This window comes from Colwellia sp. BRX9-1, assembly GCF_014077195.1.
In the GTDB taxonomy this organism is placed as follows: Bacteria; Pseudomonadota; Gammaproteobacteria; order Enterobacterales; family Alteromonadaceae; genus Colwellia_A.
This window is the reverse complement of record NZ_JACGVM010000002.1, coordinates 162476-178195: the sequence shown is the minus strand read 5'-3', so window position 1 is coordinate 178195 and position 15720 is coordinate 162476. Positions and strand designations below refer to the sequence as shown.

The window sequence follows — 15720 nt, the reverse complement described above, 5'->3', positions numbered from 1 at the left end:
AATGACTGAGCAATTATCTGTACAAAAATGTGAAGCATGCCAAGTTGGCGCGCCACAAGTGAGTGATGAAGAGTTACCGGTACTATTAGCACAAATACCAGACTGGATCCCTGAAGTACGTGACGGGGTTATGATGCTTGAACGTGAGTATAAATTTAAGAACTATAAATTATCATGGGCATTTGCAAATAAAGTCTCTGCATTAGCCGAAGAAGAATTCCATCACCCAGCGATTTTATTAGAGTGGGGCAAAGTAAAAATTACTTGGTGGACACATGCTATTAAAGGGCTACACCGTAATGATTTTATTTGTGCAGCAAAAACTGACAAACTTTTGTAATATTTGCTTACATTAGATAATAGCAGCCTCCTACCTCAGGGGGCTTTTTTTTGTTGTACAAATTAGTTTACAATACCGAACAGGAATACTTGGCTATTAAGGTAAGGTAAATGCGTTTAGAAATTGTTTGTTGCGATCGAGTCGGCATTGCCCGAGAAGTATTAGAAATATTTGTTGAACATGAAATTAATTTACGTGGCATCGAACTAAAGCAGCCAGGCGAAATTTTTATCAACATACCTGACTTAGAATTTAGCCAATTACAAACTTTTATGCCACGTTTACGTTTAATTGAAGGCGTGAATGATGTAAAAACAACACCTTTTATGCCCTCTGAACGTGAGCGTAATGAACTCTCCACGCTCATTAAAACTTTTCCTGATCCCTTTATATCTATTGATGCAAAAGGTGATATCCGTATTGTAAATACCGTAGCTGCCGGTATTATGGGCTGTAAAGATCATGAAATTATTGGCGATAATGTTGGCAATTGGTTAAAAGGCTTTAACTTTAATCGCTGGTTAGATGCCGATGAAGTACTTGCTCAAACGCGTCGCTTAAAGTTTCAAGATGATGACTTTGTGGCTGATATCATGCCTATCCATGTGACCGATCAAAGCGGTATCCCCGTTTTAGCGGGTGCGGTATTAATTTTAAAATCAGAAGCACGTTTAGGCCAACAAATAAGTGCTTTTAAACAAGCGAATGAAAACAATTTTGCCGGTATACAAGCAAGTAGTGGCTCGATGCGTAAAGTTATTCGTGAAGCAAAACGCATGGCACTCCTTGACTCTTCAATGCTCATTGTTGGTGAAACGGGCACGGGCAAAGAGCTGTTAGCTCATGCTTGTCACGCCGCGAGTGATCGCAGTAACAAACCTTTTATGACTTTAAGCTGTGCAGCATTACCTGATGACGATGCAGAAACAGAACTTTTTGGTGCGGGTTCAAAAGGCGAGAATAAAGCTAAGCGGGGTTTATTTGAATCAGCAGACGGTGGCACAATATTTCTAGATGAAGTGGGGGAGATGTCACCTAAATTACAAACTAAAGTACTGCGTGTCATTCAAGATGGTACTTTTCGTCGCGTCAATGACGAGGAAGAGATTAGGGTCAATGTCAGGATCATTAGCTCAACCAACTGTGACCTGCTTAGCATGGTTTCTACCGGCGATTTTAGAGAAGACCTTTACTACCGTTTAAATGTACTTGGACTAAATATACCTTCATTACGTGACCGACGTTCGGATATTATCCCTCTGGCTGAGTTTTTTATTGTAAAATTTGGTCAACGTATTGGTAAAACGATTGTCACTATGTCAGATGACTGTCGTGATTTTATCGAACATTATCCTTGGCCAGGTAATGTTCGTCAGCTCGAAAATGTATTAATTCGTGCGGTATCATTAATGGAAGGCAGTATTGTGATGACCTCTCATCTGCAATTACCTGCATATACACGTGAACATGGTTATCTAGAAAAGGAATTTGAAGGAACTTTAGATGCTGCGGTTAAAAGTTTTGAAGCTGATTTACTTAGAAAACTATACCCGGCTTATCCTAGTACTCGACAATTAGCGAAAAAATTAGGATTAAGCCATACCGCCATTGCAAATAAATTACGTGAATATGACATCAATAAAAAAACCGTTAAAATTTAAATAATTCATACAGATAACAAATAGAGATATAAAATGAAACTTTTTGGTTATTGGCGTTCGTCCGCTGCATATCGAGTAAGAATTGCTTTGCACTTGAAAAACATTGATTGTGAATCTGTACCCGTTCATTTAGTTAACAATGGCGGTGAACAGCACAGTGCAGCTTATATTGCACTTAATCCGACCCATTTAGTTCCAACGTTAATTGATGAGACAGTTGATGGCGACTTGGTATTAAATCAAAGTATGGCAATACTTGATTACCTTGATAATAAATACCCTCAACCACAGCTCTATCCCGAAAGTCTTTATGCTAAAGCACAAGTGCAAGCACTTGCCTTAGATATCGCGTGTGAAGTACACCCAGTAACAAACTTACGTGTACAACAATATCTTGTTAATACACTAGGTGCTGAAGATAGAGATAAATTAGCTTGGAGTCACCATTGGATGAGCATAGGTTTTGCTGCCTTTGAAGAAAAACTACAAAAGGTATCAGGAAAATATTGCTATGGTGATGATGTCACTATTGCTGATCTTTGCCTTGTTCCACAAGTTTACAATGCAAATCGTTTTAAAGTAGATATGTCAGCATTTCCGCTTATTAATGCCATTGTTGAGCGTTGCAACCAGTTACCCGCTTTTATAAAAGCACTACCAGAAAATCAAGACGATGCTATTTTATAATTGTTAAGTAATAATATAAAAAGATAAAAACTCAATTTCAAATAAAAGTTATTTTAGATCACGTATTCCCTTGCAACTTAGATGAAAACGAGTTGCAATGGTTATTCATCATGCATTCTTTAGATAAATTGAATATTAGGTACCTATGGAAGATCAAGCGCAAAAAGGTAAACAAACCTCCTGGGGCATTATTGCCGTTATTATTGCTATAGTGATAGCCGCCTTAGTTTGGTTATATATGTCATCGACAACCGAACAAGAAGTTGTTGAAGTGGCGCCAGTGGCTATCGTTAAAGCTGAAATTCCGCCCGAGCCTATAGTAGAGCCGATATTAACTGAAGAAGAAGTTTTTCCTTTAGTTGTGACAGACCCCGTCGTTGCTATTGAGCCTGAACCGATATTACCAACCTTAAATGAAAGTGATGTTTGGTTACAAGAAAAGCTACCAAGTTTTACCTGGCGTAAAGAACTGTTAAAGTTGGTCATTGATAAAGATATGATCCGCCGTTTTGTGGTATTCACTGATAATTTTGCACAAGGTAATATCGCTTACGCTCATAGTCCGTTAATTAAACCTAATACTAAATTTTTAGCAAATGAGGTTAGCAACGGGGCAAGTAGTGATTGGAAGTGGGATGAGTCAGCAGCGCGACGTTTTACACTTTATGTTGATTTACTGCGTTCATTTGACAGTGAAACACTGGTGCAGTCGTACTTTGAAATGAAGCCTTTGATTGATCAAGCTTATGCAGAGCTAGGCTATCCAGACGACAACTTTACTGAGGTTTTACATGATGCTATTACCAAGGTCTTGGATATGGAAATTCCAAAAGAATCATTAGACTTAGTTCGCCCCAGTGTGATGTTTCGCTTTAAAGATGAAAAAATAGAAGCCCTTGATGCTGCCGACAAACTGTTATTACGTTTAGGTAAAGAAAACCTATTGGTGATTAAATCAGTCTTATTAGAAATTAATGAACGGTTGGCACGCGAGCGTCCATAATTTAAAGGTAATTCCAAGCTAATTTCAAGGTGATTTTAGCTATACACCTGCTAGTGTGGTTAAAAAAACAGCGAACGATTTTATTTATATAACTAGCGCTTGCATCAAGCTAAATCTTTAGCCATAATTCGCGCCGTTGAAGTGAGAACGACAACTTTCTATGGTGACCCTTTCGGTCCCCTCGCAATGATACCCTGTGAACTCGGCCAGATCCGGAAGGAAGCAACCGCAGCAGACGACTCATGTGCCGAGGTGTGGCTGCTAGGGTTGCCACCACTCTTTTTATCAATCACTTACAATCTTTAGCTACCTTGCAACTTTCAGTACCAACTCTTTACGACTAAAATTCCCCATTTATACATTCGAGCCGGTATTTATCGCTAGCGAAATAATTCCATCTAAAGTCCCAAGAATATCCCGTAACAAACAAGCCAAGAAAATATCAACTTACCAACAGATGATTTTACTGGCAGCAATGTTATTTAAAGGGGGTATGATACTTTTCAGCCGTTAATAAATTATTTGCTAATGTCATCACACATTTATAAATCCTACTTGTAAGCACTGAAACGCTCAAAAATGAGTGTAAAGTCATAATGCAGGTGTATTTATGTCTTTATACTTTTAAGGCCATTTAAGTGGGTTAGCTGGTTTCTGATGAAGTAAAAAGTATTTAGCTAGTTAATGGCTAAAAAAAGGAATATTAATCGGTATTAAAACTTTAACGGTTTAGTAAAAGGGCAGGTCATCATTTGAAGGGAATGCTTAAGGGTAAAAGCAAGTGAGCATTGACTTGACCACTTGCCTTCTTAATAAATCAAAGAACAGTAGTTAAGTGTTATGAGTTTTCATAAACTCTATTGCCTTACTAATCGCAACTTTTACATTGTTTTCCATTTCAAAACGTTCTGAAGCAGGCAAGTAGAATGACATATCAACTTCATGTCTAATATAACGAGTGGGTAGTTGATTTAGCACTACACAGGTTAGGTCAGCAATAAAATCAGCTTCATATTTCTCTTCTAATTTTAGCGCGGCAAAATGTTGTACGACTAGTTTTTCATAATAGTTATGAATGTCATCAGATATTCTCATTCCAGCCCTCTTTTACGATTAAATAATAGATTAATTTATTGTTTGTTATTATTTAAGATTAATGCGAGATGAAGCAAAAAGCGAGTTATTTAACAGATATCATCGCGGTTTTTCTGAAACTTCTATTTCGCGCTCTATTTTTGAAATAGCTTGACGACATCGACCTAACCTTTGGTGAAGGGCAAGGACTTCATCCAATATTTTCTTTGCCTTGGCAGGCGTTGCGCTTTGACGAAGTTGCTCTCTTTCATTGAGCATAGCAAGTAAGCGGCGCTCAAACTCGTGGTGCTCTGCTAATTGCTGATAGAGCGCTTGACTGGATTTAAAGAGTTCTTTTGCCGCTTTTTTATAGCGCCTAGCGTTTATCGCTGTTAATCGGTATTGTGCTTCTTGATGAAGCCCTTTGTTTGATCTTATTGCATTGATTATTGATGATATTTGTTGCTCAATACCTTGTAATCTATTTTGCGATAGTTCTTTTTTTCCGCTCTTTAATAACCGAGCTAATTCGATAGTTTTACCACGTACCTCATCAACATATGCGCCTATTTTATCACTATTGGTGGCAAATAAAGCTTCTGAAAAGATATCTTTATCTTTTAAAAGATAATGTGATTTAGTCTGCTGATTTTCAGTATCAATAATTTTAGCCTGCTCAGCTAGACTATCTAAAACAGCTGTAATTCTGTCGATTGCTAATTGCATATTTGACGACCTCTTGACCTTGTTATTGAGTGAACCACGCATGATAAGTTAAATTTGCTGACATAGAAATAACGACGATGATGAAAACAGGACGAATAAAGCGGTTACCAAACTTTATTGCCCAATGTGCACCCACAGCAGCACCTAGCATGATAAATATACCCATCGAAATACCGATAATAAAATTAACATAACCAAAATAAATAAAGGTTAATAAACTACAGAAATTACTGACAAAATTAGTTGAACGCGCCAATCCGCAGCTCAGTAATATGTTTATTTTGTAGAGTGCACTTGAGGATGCGGTCCAAAATGCCCCGGTTCCAGGGCCGGCGAAGCCATCGTAAAATCCTAAGAGTAAACCCTGAATACTTTGGGTGATTTTTAAACGAAAAGTTAACGCAGGTAGCCCCTTTAACTCAGTGACAATGGTTTTAGAAAACAGGGTGTAAATGGCAGTGATAACGATAACAATAGGAATAAATTTTTCTAGAAAATCACCTGACAAATAGCCAACAGCAAACGTGCCCGCAACAGCACCTATCGCCGTATATAAAATAGATAAACGCCAAAATTTGGGATCAAATAGCTTTTTACGATAAAAAGTCACTGAAGCGGTTAATGAACCAAAAGTAGCGGCAAGCTTATTGGTACCTAAAGCAAGATGTGGTGGTAAACCGGCCGAGAGTAATGTTGGAACAGTTAGCATACCACCACCGCCAGCTATTGCATCAATGAGTCCTGCGATAAATCCAATGGCACATAAAGTGAACCATATTTCAAAATTAAAAGTTGAATCTATAAACATAAATAAATATAGGTAAATTAGTGCTATAGGCGAATAGTAGCACGGTTTTAATCTTTAAATATGTCAAATTACCAACCTTTTTTTTATAAATATTATCAATATTTCAATAAATAAATTTGACTTAGTACGAATGAATTAGTAAAACTAATAGGAGCAAATATATTTACAGAAAATTGTGTTTGTTTAGTCGCCTAATTTATTCAGAAAGTTACTGCAAATCACTTATGATTTTTTTAACTTAATGTTTATTTTTTGTAACGAAACCAGCAAATTTATGTAATTTGCTGGTAATTAGCAGCCTTTTTTATGTACCTAGTTGACAGCAACGCTGTCGTCTGGGAGTATTGCATTGTTTTATTCTAGAGAAATAAAAACTTAAAATGGCAGATTATTAAATTTGCGTTAACATCTCCATGTTATCCACATTCAATAGCAATTGGTTGGGAACTATGTCCAAATTTAGCAACAAGAAAAGCCTTATCGCTTCGACGATAATTGGCGCACTAGCATTAACAGCAAGCAACTTCGCTTCTGCAGATGCATTATCAGAACTACAAAAAGCAGAAGCTAGCACTTTTCAAGCTTCTAAAAAATCACAACAAAAAATCAATAGTATTTATGAACAAACTATTGAGCTTTTAGGTGAATATCGTTTAACTGTTGATGAAGCTGAAACTTTATCTCAATACAATGATCACATTCAATTGATGGTTAATGACCAACTTGCGAATATCAAATCTTTAGAAGATCAGATCGCTGGTATTGACAAAACTAAACAAGGTATCGTTCCTCTTATGTATAAGATGATTGATACGTTAGACAAGTTTGTAGCGTTAGATATTCCTGTGAATATTGAAAATCGTAAAGAGCGCGTTGCTAATTTACGTGACGTGTTAGGCGCTTCTGATATTTCAGTATCTGAACAGTTTCGTTTAGTACTTGAAGCTTACGAAATTGAAGCAAACTACGGTACTGTTTTTGCAGCTTACCAAGGTGAGCTAGACTTAGGCGACCGTACAATTACTGCTGATTTCGTTCATATGGGCCGTGTAGCTCTTGTTGCTCAATCACTAGACATGAAAAATGTTTGGGTTTGGAACAATGAAACACGCGGTTGGGAAGCATTAGGCGATGAATACTTAAAGCCTACTAAAGATGCAATCGCTATGGCGCGTAACCAATTACCAAAAGATTTGACTAAATTACCAGTATTTGCAGCGGGAGCGAAATAATGAGAAAAATTATTAATTTTGTAATGCTTGCTGCGTCAATGACTGTAGCAACTTCAGCCGTAGCTAATGACTTGGATGATTTATTAAAACAAGTTAAAAACGATCGAATTTCTGAAGGCAAGCTTGATAAAGCGCGCGAAGCAGAGTTCACTTCAGCTCGTGCAGACAAGCAAGCACTTTTGAATAAAGCTAAGAAAGAATTAGCTAATCAAAATACACGTAACGACCGTTTAACTAAAGAATATGCTGCTAACGATATTACTATCGCGCAACGTTCAGTTGAATTAGACAACGCTAAAGGTACTCTTGGCGAAATGTTTGGTGTTACTCGTGCTGCTGCCGCTGATGCTTACGGTCAAATCGTAACATCAATTGTAAGTGCTGAATTTCCTGGACGTGGCGCAACATTAGATGTTATTGCCAACTCTAAGAAAATACCTGAACTTGAGCAACTTGAAGAGTTATGGATTGCTTTACAAACTGAAATGACTCAATCGGGTAAAATTTCACAGTTTAGCGCTGAAGTAACAAGCTTAGATGGTTCAACCTCTACGCAAACTGTTACACGTATTGGTACTTTTAACTTAGTATCTGCTGACGGTTTCTTAAACTACAATGATGAAGTTGGTCAAATTCAACCTTTGGCTAAACAGCCAGCGGGTTATATTTCTAGCACAGCTTCTGATTTCTTTGGTGAAACTTCTGGCTACCATCCTCTATACGTAGATCCTTCACGTGGCGGTATCTTAGCCCTTGAAACTCGTAAGAAAGTTCTTATGGAGTTCTACCATGAAGGTGGCACTGTTGGTTATGCAATCACAGTATTACTTGTTATTGGTTTCTTAATTGCTTTAGAGCGTATGATTTTCTTAACGACTATTAGCTCTCGCATCAAGACTCAAGAAAAGAATATTGAACAGCCTAATGATAACAATCCACTAGGACGTTTAATCAAGGTTTATCACGAAAACAAAAATGTTGACGCTGAAACACTTGAACTTAAACTTGATGAAGCTATTTTACGCGAAACACCGAAAATCGATCGCGGTATCAACTTAATCAAAATGTTTGCTGCTATTGCTCCATTAATGGGTCTATTAGGTACAGTAATCGGTATGATTATGACTTTCCAAACGATTACATTGTTTGGTACAGGCGACCCGAAAATAATGGCTGGTGATATCTCTCTTGCACTTGTAACAACTGCATTAGGTCTAATTTGTGCATTACCACTTATCTTAATCCACAGCGTTGTTGCGGGTAAAAGTAAGTCAGTATTGCAAAAGCTTGACGAGCAAAGCGCAGGATTAATTGCTGCCATTGCTGAGAAGGAGTCTAAATAATGTTATTCCTGATAGAGCTTTGGGAATCTGTCAGGAGTTTTATTGCGACAGGTGGTAACGTATTATATGTTGTTGCCTTCGCTCTCTTACTGATGTGGGTAATGATGATTGAACGCTACTGGTTCTTATCAAGAATTTATCCTGCAATGAAAGACGATATCGTCAATCGTTGGGATGCACGCCAAGATACTACATCTTGGTATGCCCATCGGATTAGAGATACTTGGATCTCCGAAGCGACAGAATTACTAGAGCAACGTATGCTCACAATTAGAACCTTAGTGGCAATGTGTCCACTGATTGGATTGCTAGGTACAGTCACCGGTATGATTGGTGTGTTTGAGACAATGGCTCAACAAGGTACAGGTAATCCGCGTCTGATGGCTGCTGGTATATCAATGGCTACTATCCCGACAATGGCGGGAATGGTTGCTGCGTTATCAGGAGTGTTTTTCAGTACAAGGTTAGACGCTAAAGTTAAACTAGCAAAGGCTAAACTGATTGACAGTTTACCTCATCACTAGAGAGATATTCGAATGGCACGTAAACGTATTCGTGAAGACGAAGAAGCAGTAATTGATATGACACCGATGCTAGACATCGTATTTATCATGCTGATCTTCTTCATAGTAACCACTTCATTTGTAAAAGAAGCTGGTATTGAAGTTAACAAACCTAAAGCCGCTAACCAAAGCAAGCAAAAATCAGCTAACATCTTTATTGCTGTTAGAGAAAATGGCGAAATTTGGTTAGATAAACGTCGCGTTGATGTCGAACGTGTTGCTGCTAACATTGAAAAATTATTAGCAGAGCAACCAACTGATGTTGTTATCATTCAAGCAGACAAAGATGCAAAACATGGCATAGTTGTTAAAGTGATGGATGCGATTAAAGATGCAGGTATAGATAGAATTTCTATTGCTGCAGCGAAGGGGTAGTCTATGGTTCGCTTTTTAGTTTCATTACTACTAGGCGCAGCGGTTACTTTTGCACTATTTTCTTTTATGGCTTTTCTTGTTTCAAGTGGTGACATGACGAAACAAGATCCATTAGATAATATTATTGTAGAAGTTAATACTACGCCGCCTAAGTCAGCAGCAGAACGTCGACAGCGTGTACCGCCGCCGCCGCCACCGCCGCCAAAAACGCCACCTAAGCCTCAAGCTCCAGAGCCTGAAGCTAATAACAACTCAGGTGGACTAACGTTTAATATGCCTAGTGTGCAATTATCTGGTGCTAATTCAGGTATGTCTGCTCCGGGAGCTGGTTTTGGACGTGACGGTGATGCATCGCCAATCGTACGTATTGACCCTAAGTATCCACAGCAAGCCGCTCGTGATGGTAAAGAAGGCTGGGTTAAGCTTTCATTTACCATTACCGAACTTGGTGGTGTTGAAGATGTTGAAGTCATCGATTCAGAACCGAAACGTATATTTGACAGAGAGGCTAAACGCGCTTTGAAAAAATGGCGTTACAAGCCAAAAGTTGTTGACGGTGTTGCTCAACGTCGTCCTGGTTTAACGGTACAACTAGACTTTAGTATGAATAAGGAGTAATCAGAATGAATAAGATTTTTATATCTATATTGATCATAGGTTCAGTAACGATTGCTCATTTGCCTTTATCTCCTGTAGCTTATGCTATAGGGGAAGAACAGAGTGAGAGACAAGAGCGTAAAACACAGCTTGTTGGTCCAACTGTTGGTAAAAAGGTAGCCAAAGCTTTTGAAGCTTACGGCGTTGAAGCTGAAGATGGTTCTAACATCGATAATGCTCTGACTTTGCTTTTAGAAATAAATGCAAAAAAAGATTATGATATTGCTTTTTTAGATCGTTTTATTGGCGTGATGTATGCGCAGAAAAGTGACGAAAAGAATGCAATTATCTACCTTAACAAAGCACTTGCACCTGATATCTTAAATGAGAAAGAGCATGCCGACTCACTGAAACTAGTGGGTGACTTGCAGATGCAAGTACAAGGCTATAAAGAAGCGCTTGTTGCTTATGATGCTTGGATGAAGTTTACAGGGGAAACTGATGGTAATGTTTGGATCAAAATAGCTCAGGCTAATTTAGAACTTAAACAATACGCTAAGGTTATTCCTGCTGCCGATAATGCTATCGCGGTTTTTGGTGATAAGAAAAACCAAAACCCACATGTTCTTAAATTAAACTCTTATTATGAACGTAAGATGTTTAAAGAATGTGTTGAAGTTTTAGAAACAGCAGTGCAATTATTCCCTGAAGTTAAACTATTTTGGACTCAATTAGCCTCGTTTTATGCGATGGTTGAAGATTACCCAAAAAGTTTACAGACATTGGATCTAGCTTATAAGCAAGGCTATCTTGATAAAGAAAACGAAATTAAGATGCTTGCTAACTTGTATGCTCAAAGTCAAATTCCACATAAAGCAGCTGTTTTAATGGAAAAGTATATTGATTCGGGCGTTGTACCTCGTGATGACAAAAACCTCTTTACTTTAGCTAACAGCTGGCATGCTGCTCAGCATATAGGTAAAGCTGCTGCTTACTACGGTGAATTAGCCAAAATGACTAATTTATCTAAGCATTACAGCAAGCAAGGTATGTTGTTAAATCAAGATGAGCAATTTGCTAAAGCGATAGTTGCTTTAAAGAAAGCCATCGAGATTGGTGTTAGTAACGAAGGTCGCTTGAACCAAAGTATTGCAGAATCATACTTTTATCTTGAAAATTATAAGCAAGCCAATGTTTATGTACAAAAAGCATTAAAAGACCCTAAGTCACGTAGAACGGCTAAAGGTTGGGTTACTTATATCAAAGATACCGCAGCACGTAAGAACGTTTCTATTTAACTTCTTTTGTCTTTGCGTTAAAAACCAGCCTTATGGCTGGTTTTTTTATCGCTAAAATTCCTTCAATTCAAAAGATACTTCGTTAAATTTAGTTGATTATCCTTGATAAATTTTTAGACTGACCGCCTCATTAAAATAATTGAGCCCTTGTATAGTGTGAAAGCACATAATGTTTAAGACTACCAATCACTAAATGAGATTGGCTTCTAATGATCACTTTTGCCACTTTGAAGACATTCGCATTTTATAATACATACTAAAATTTTTTGTATATTTTGATATACGCGGACATGATTGAACATTCATATTACTTTGGAGTGTGCCCGATAGCGGTCGTTGACATGTTTGTATTGCATGATTTATTGCAGCTCGTCCACCTTGTATAAAGTAGACTAAAATGTCAGCTTTTTTTACAGCATATAATACATTGCACTGCAAATATGTATATTTCCGAGGTGTAAATATGTATATTTCCAATCTAACATTAGATTTTGCTCTATATTTTGAGTTTTTAATTAGCTAGTGTCCATTTTTTTTACACTTATTATTTCAAAATTAATATTACTTTTAGTTACACATTTTAATCGCATTTTATTCATACAATTAGGCTTTACCAATTCTGAATGGCGCAAAAAATGCCTATAACCGTACGGATGAGGATGTGTTAAATAGCTTCCTATCTCCCGTTAACTATTCGAGAGTTTTAGTTAAGTTGTACCGGGTACTTGCAACTATAAAGGAGTCAATTATGAAAATTTTAACTTTGGCAGTAGTGTTCGTATTATTAGCTTTCAATTCTAATGCTACCAAGTACGAGTTTATTGCAACAGATAGTAATATTGAGACAAAAATGTGTGTGTTTGCTGGAAATAATAATAAAGATGGATTAAAAAATGCACTGAGATTGCGTATGATTAGTTCTGCGATTAATTCAAAACGCTTTGCTGTTAATTCTGTTACTTGTAATGATATGGTAATGGCGCATTTTGCCCATAAATATGATGCGTTAGATACTTTTTCGTATTTAAACCATTTTACCTCCAAAAAAGATAAAATACCTACCACAAGTGTTGAAATAAAAGATATCGCAGCCGTTTTTAATCACAAAAATGAAGAGATTAAAATCATTTATGTCGGCTCGGCTAAATAAATAGCATATTGAAAATTTAGAGTTAAACTTTTATAACTTACTATAAAGTTTAACTCTTCATTCAATAAGTTAATGTTAAGTTTAGCATACAAATATCTGCTTCTTACCATTGGATATAAATTACTGAAATATCTATCTGTCAGTTTTCTTACCCAAAAGCTGAGCAGTAATTAGAATCTATTTAATAATCCAGAATGACTATTTTGTAGCAGAATTTAGCGTCTATATATTGAATGCCAAGTAAAACTATAAACTTGCAGACGTTATGGTTTTGTTTTCATTATATAATTTTATTTTGTTTTTTATACCGTGAAATCAGTCTCAAAACTGATTTTAGGTATGTCCGCTATGGCAATGATTATTTAATTAGCTGTTTGCCTGCTTAAGACAACTAACGGGTGTATAGTGACATCAACAAACATTCAACATTTTAAAATTTTACTCCTTATTTGCGCACAAAGTGATCCTAAATATTCCGGTTTATCTCAAGTATTATGACTGAACCGTCGTCTTTTCAAAAGTTATCAAGACACCCATGATAAATTTGCTAGAGTATAATAATTACCAATATCATCTGAACTTACAATAAACGGTTGAGTTAAAATTAAACTAATTGAGATATAAAATGAAAATTAACAATCTTTTGATACTTGTAATTATCTGTTTTATTACTGCTTGTCAGGGGGATTCAGAAGAAAAAGCAGAGCCAATAGCTGAACAAAAATATTTACTGGCTGTGGTTTATGATAACAACGCATGGGGGGCAAGTCATGCTGGAATTTTTGTTGATATTCAAGGCAACTTTTATCATTATTATCATAATAAAGGGAAGAATGACGGTTATCTTTCTGTAGATGATGTGGCAGAGCAGTCAGAAATTGAACTCACTAAAGTGATGGGTGGGGCTGGTACTTTACTTGAAACTATAGATATTGAAGCTGTCAAGGACATTCAAAGTATTGCTAGCCAGGTGACTTCTCAAAATTTTACTGAATTGCAAAAACGTTGTTCTGACGCTGGAAGTATTCGTTTTTTGAGCTTTAAGTTTAATAATGAAACAGAGCTTTATACCCCCTACCTTTTGGAAAGGAGAGGGGGAGGAGCTGAAGTCAACCTTTCACCTGCGGCCAAAGAGTTAGTCGATTGGTTAGAGGGAAAATCAAAAGACTATCAGTTAGGTCTTGATTCAGATGATTGCAGTTATATACATGAAGATTAACATTATATGACCTTGCTTTCGGCAAAGTTATTATAAGTGCTATGGCGCAATGGGGGCGTTAGCGCCATAGAAATATTCCTCTAATGTCAGTTACCTTTGAATATAGCTGACATAAAAGCTGGGTCATTGGGGTAGCTATTTCAACAAAAATTTATCAATTAAAAATCAATCCAAAATTGTCCGCTTTTGGCTAATCAGTGACCTAAAGAACAAACCATAGTTAATGTCAGGAATGCGCACAAAGTGATCCTAAATATTCCGGTTTATCTCAAGTATTATGACTGAACAGTCGTCTTTTCAAAAAGCCATCTTAACTGCATCCCCTTAAAAACCACCAAGTGTAAATGAGTCTAATATCAATCATTATGTGTATGCACAATCACCATGATTTATCATTGATCCAGATCAACTTTTAGTAGAAATAAATCTTGTTGTCGGCTAGAATGCGCGCTGAATATTTTCAAGTTAACGAGATCAACATGTCACACGGCGAAGACTTCAAAGACAGCTCATCTATATTTCATTTATTAGCAGCGATTATTGTATTAGTTTCAGCGCCACTTTTGCCTATGGTAATGGGTTGGTTCACTCTGCTTTCAAATTAGTATTTTCTCGTTTAATTAAAATAAGAAGTATTAATACTATGGTTATATTACTCGCTGATGATAAGCAGAACGTTTTAGATTTTATTACCCCGTTACTCGAACAACAGGGTCATATCGTTGAAATTGCAGGCAATGGTTTAGCTGCCTTTGAAAAGGCGCAACAACAGCATTTTGACCTCTATATTATTGACCATCTTATGCCTTTTATGAACGGTATTCAGTTAAGTAAAAACCTTCAAAAAAAACCTTTTACCGTTAACACTCCTATAATATTCATGACTACTCAAAACACTACTGATGTCATCGCTTTAACTCGTTCACTCTATTTTCATGCCATTATTGCCAAGCCTATTAATGAAAACAGTTTGTTAAATGCAGTAAATGAAATAAATCAATTAAATAATACCAATACAAGTCGTTATTCACTGTAAATCATCGTACTTTTGCTTTATTCTTTAGCCATGATAAATTTTTACTTTTGATATGCTAACGATGACCGATACAGAACTCTCTCTTTTACAAAACTCTATTCACGCCGTACCTGATTATCCTAAACCAGGCATTTTATTTCGTGATATTACCGGCTTACTTGATGATCCGGCTGCTTACCAGTTAACCATAGATTTATTTGCTGCTAAATATAAAGATTCTGGTTTTACTAAGATTCTTGGTACTGAAGCTCGTGGCTTTTTTTTTGGTGCACCTTTGGCATTAGCGCTTGGTATTAGCTTTATTCCTGTCCGCAAACCAGGCAAGTTGCCAAGAGCGACAATTAGCCAAAGTTACCAACTTGAATATGGAACAGACACCTTAGAAATTCATCAAGATGCACTAACCGCAGATGATAAAGTTTTGATAGTTGATGATCTACTTGCCACCGGTGGCACTGTCGAAGCAACATTCATGCTTGCTAAAAAGCTTGGTGCAGAAGTTACAGATGCTGCATTTGTTATTTCATTACCTGATTTAGGCGGTGAAAAACGTTTAACGGATCTTGGCTTATCGATTTATTCTTTACTGCAATATAACGGCGATTAGG

The 15720-nt window shown here is 36.9% G+C and carries 18 protein-coding genes and 1 other RNA gene; 16 read left to right on the top strand and 3 right to left on the bottom strand.

Features of this window, described 5'->3' with window-relative positions; translation table 11 throughout:
• The first annotated feature begins 1 nt into the window (after position 1).
• From H4J76_RS03395 to ffs, 5 genes are all read left to right on the top strand, one after another.
• Complete coding sequence (locus H4J76_RS03395) at positions 2-340, top strand: 4a-hydroxytetrahydrobiopterin dehydratase (RefSeq protein ID WP_146799733.1); 339 nt, start codon at positions 2-4, stop codon at positions 338-340.
• Positions 341-450: 110 nt separating this feature from the next.
• Positions 451-2001: a transcriptional regulator TyrR gene (gene tyrR, locus H4J76_RS03390; protein WP_182218000.1), complete on the top strand. Its 1551-nt coding sequence runs from the start codon at positions 451-453 to the stop codon at positions 1999-2001.
• A 33-nt stretch (positions 2002-2034) separates the two neighbouring features.
• Positions 2035-2688 (top strand): maleylacetoacetate isomerase, encoded by a 654-nt coding sequence (maiA, locus tag H4J76_RS03385; protein ID WP_182230114.1) that lies wholly within the window; start codon positions 2035-2037, stop codon positions 2686-2688.
• A 145-nt stretch (positions 2689-2833) separates the two neighbouring features.
• On the top strand, positions 2834-3691 hold the full coding sequence (locus tag H4J76_RS03380; protein ID WP_182230113.1) for a DUF3014 domain-containing protein: 858 nt from the start codon (positions 2834-2836) through the stop codon (positions 3689-3691).
• A 170-nt stretch (positions 3692-3861) separates the two neighbouring features.
• Positions 3862-3958, top strand: an RNA gene (gene ffs, locus H4J76_RS03375) — signal recognition particle sRNA small type.
• Between the two features lie 564 nt (positions 3959-4522).
• On the opposite strand, the gene H4J76_RS03370 is transcribed toward ffs, so the two are convergent.
• The 3 genes from H4J76_RS03370 to H4J76_RS03360 form a co-directional block, all read right to left on the bottom strand.
• Positions 4523-4786, bottom strand: coding sequence for a late competence development ComFB family protein (locus tag H4J76_RS03370; RefSeq protein WP_070374088.1), 264 nt, complete (start codon positions 4784-4786; stop codon positions 4523-4525).
• Between the two features lie 99 nt (positions 4787-4885).
• Positions 4886-5491, bottom strand: coding sequence for a primosomal replication protein PriC (priC, locus tag H4J76_RS03365; RefSeq protein WP_182217995.1), 606 nt, complete (start codon positions 5489-5491; stop codon positions 4886-4888).
• Between the two features lie 22 nt (positions 5492-5513).
• Positions 5514-6299, bottom strand: coding sequence for a TSUP family transporter (locus H4J76_RS03360; RefSeq protein ID WP_182217993.1), 786 nt, complete (start codon positions 6297-6299; stop codon positions 5514-5516).
• A gap of 449 nt (positions 6300-6748) precedes the next feature.
• Here H4J76_RS03360 and H4J76_RS03355 point away from each other — a divergent pair, with 449 nt between their 5' ends.
• The 11 genes from H4J76_RS03355 (at position 6749) to apt (ending at position 15719) form a co-directional block, all read left to right on the top strand.
• Positions 6749-7531: a DUF3450 domain-containing protein gene (locus H4J76_RS03355; RefSeq protein WP_070374085.1), complete on the top strand. Its 783-nt coding sequence runs from the start codon at positions 6749-6751 to the stop codon at positions 7529-7531.
• A complete protein-coding gene (locus tag H4J76_RS03350) occupies positions 7531-8874 on the top strand; it encodes a MotA/TolQ/ExbB proton channel family protein (protein WP_070374084.1) in 1344 nt (447 codons plus the stop codon). Before H4J76_RS03355 ends, H4J76_RS03350 begins: the two co-directional genes overlap by 1 nt.
• The gene (locus H4J76_RS03345; protein ID WP_146798594.1) at positions 8874-9398 is read left to right on the top strand and encodes a MotA/TolQ/ExbB proton channel family protein; all 525 of its coding nucleotides are present in this window, start codon (positions 8874-8876) and stop codon (positions 9396-9398) included. Before H4J76_RS03350 ends, H4J76_RS03345 begins: the two co-directional genes overlap by 1 nt.
• A 12-nt stretch (positions 9399-9410) precedes the next feature.
• Complete coding sequence (locus tag H4J76_RS03340; RefSeq protein WP_070374082.1) at positions 9411-9812, top strand: biopolymer transporter ExbD; 402 nt, start codon at positions 9411-9413, stop codon at positions 9810-9812.
• Between the two features lie 3 nt (positions 9813-9815).
• Entirely contained in the window at positions 9816-10430 is a 615-nt protein-coding gene (locus tag H4J76_RS03335; RefSeq protein ID WP_070374081.1) for an energy transducer TonB, read from the top strand.
• Between the two features lie 5 nt (positions 10431-10435).
• Positions 10436-11707 (top strand): lipopolysaccharide assembly protein LapB, encoded by a 1272-nt coding sequence (locus tag H4J76_RS03330; protein WP_182230112.1) that lies wholly within the window; start codon positions 10436-10438, stop codon positions 11705-11707.
• Between the two features lie 748 nt (positions 11708-12455).
• Positions 12456-12857 (top strand): DUF3718 domain-containing protein, encoded by a 402-nt coding sequence (locus H4J76_RS03325; protein WP_182230111.1) that lies wholly within the window; start codon positions 12456-12458, stop codon positions 12855-12857.
• A 625-nt stretch (positions 12858-13482) separates the two neighbouring features.
• Entirely contained in the window at positions 13483-14076 is a 594-nt protein-coding gene (locus H4J76_RS03320; RefSeq protein ID WP_182230110.1) for a hypothetical protein, read from the top strand.
• A 479-nt stretch (positions 14077-14555) separates the two neighbouring features.
• Entirely contained in the window at positions 14556-14681 is a 126-nt protein-coding gene (locus H4J76_RS19810) for a hypothetical protein (protein WP_259367688.1), read from the top strand.
• 38 nt (positions 14682-14719) lie between these two features.
• A complete protein-coding gene (locus tag H4J76_RS03315) occupies positions 14720-15112 on the top strand; it encodes a response regulator (RefSeq protein WP_182230109.1) in 393 nt (130 codons plus the stop codon).
• A 52-nt stretch (positions 15113-15164) separates the two neighbouring features.
• The gene (gene apt, locus H4J76_RS03310) at positions 15165-15719 is read left to right on the top strand and encodes an adenine phosphoribosyltransferase (protein WP_220465244.1); all 555 of its coding nucleotides are present in this window, start codon (positions 15165-15167) and stop codon (positions 15717-15719) included.
• The last annotated feature ends 1 nt before the right edge of the window (position 15720 follow it).

Excerpts from the sequence above, each read along its gene's own strand:
- H4J76_RS03395 (WP_146799733.1), top strand. The coding sequence starts at position 2 with ATGACTGAGCAATTATCTGTACAAAAATGTGAAGCATGCCAAGTTGGC.
- tyrR (WP_182218000.1), top strand. The coding sequence starts at position 451 with ATGCGTTTAGAAATTGTTTGTTGCGATCGAGTCGGCATTGCCCGAGAA.
- maiA (WP_182230114.1), top strand. The coding sequence starts at position 2,035 with ATGAAACTTTTTGGTTATTGGCGTTCGTCCGCTGCATATCGAGTAAGA.
- H4J76_RS03380 (WP_182230113.1), top strand. The coding sequence starts at position 2,834 with ATGGAAGATCAAGCGCAAAAAGGTAAACAAACCTCCTGGGGCATTATT.
- H4J76_RS03370 (WP_070374088.1), bottom strand. The coding sequence starts at position 4,786 with ATGAGAATATCTGATGACATTCATAACTATTATGAAAAACTAGTCGTA.
- priC (WP_182217995.1), bottom strand. The coding sequence starts at position 5,491 with ATGCAATTAGCAATCGACAGAATTACAGCTGTTTTAGATAGTCTAGCT.
- H4J76_RS03360 (WP_182217993.1), bottom strand. The coding sequence starts at position 6,299 with ATGTTTATAGATTCAACTTTTAATTTTGAAATATGGTTCACTTTATGT.
- H4J76_RS03355 (WP_070374085.1), top strand. The coding sequence starts at position 6,749 with ATGTCCAAATTTAGCAACAAGAAAAGCCTTATCGCTTCGACGATAATT.
- H4J76_RS03350 (WP_070374084.1), top strand. The coding sequence starts at position 7,531 with ATGAGAAAAATTATTAATTTTGTAATGCTTGCTGCGTCAATGACTGTA.
- H4J76_RS03345 (WP_146798594.1), top strand. The coding sequence starts at position 8,874 with ATGTTATTCCTGATAGAGCTTTGGGAATCTGTCAGGAGTTTTATTGCG.
- H4J76_RS03340 (WP_070374082.1), top strand. The coding sequence starts at position 9,411 with ATGGCACGTAAACGTATTCGTGAAGACGAAGAAGCAGTAATTGATATG.
- H4J76_RS03335 (WP_070374081.1), top strand. The coding sequence starts at position 9,816 with ATGGTTCGCTTTTTAGTTTCATTACTACTAGGCGCAGCGGTTACTTTT.
- H4J76_RS03330 (WP_182230112.1), top strand. The coding sequence starts at position 10,436 with ATGAATAAGATTTTTATATCTATATTGATCATAGGTTCAGTAACGATT.
- H4J76_RS03325 (WP_182230111.1), top strand. The coding sequence starts at position 12,456 with ATGAAAATTTTAACTTTGGCAGTAGTGTTCGTATTATTAGCTTTCAAT.
- H4J76_RS03320 (WP_182230110.1), top strand. The coding sequence starts at position 13,483 with ATGAAAATTAACAATCTTTTGATACTTGTAATTATCTGTTTTATTACT.
- H4J76_RS19810 (WP_259367688.1), top strand. The coding sequence starts at position 14,556 with ATGTCACACGGCGAAGACTTCAAAGACAGCTCATCTATATTTCATTTA.
- H4J76_RS03315 (WP_182230109.1), top strand. The coding sequence starts at position 14,720 with ATGGTTATATTACTCGCTGATGATAAGCAGAACGTTTTAGATTTTATT.
- apt (WP_220465244.1), top strand. The coding sequence starts at position 15,165 with ATGCTAACGATGACCGATACAGAACTCTCTCTTTTACAAAACTCTATT.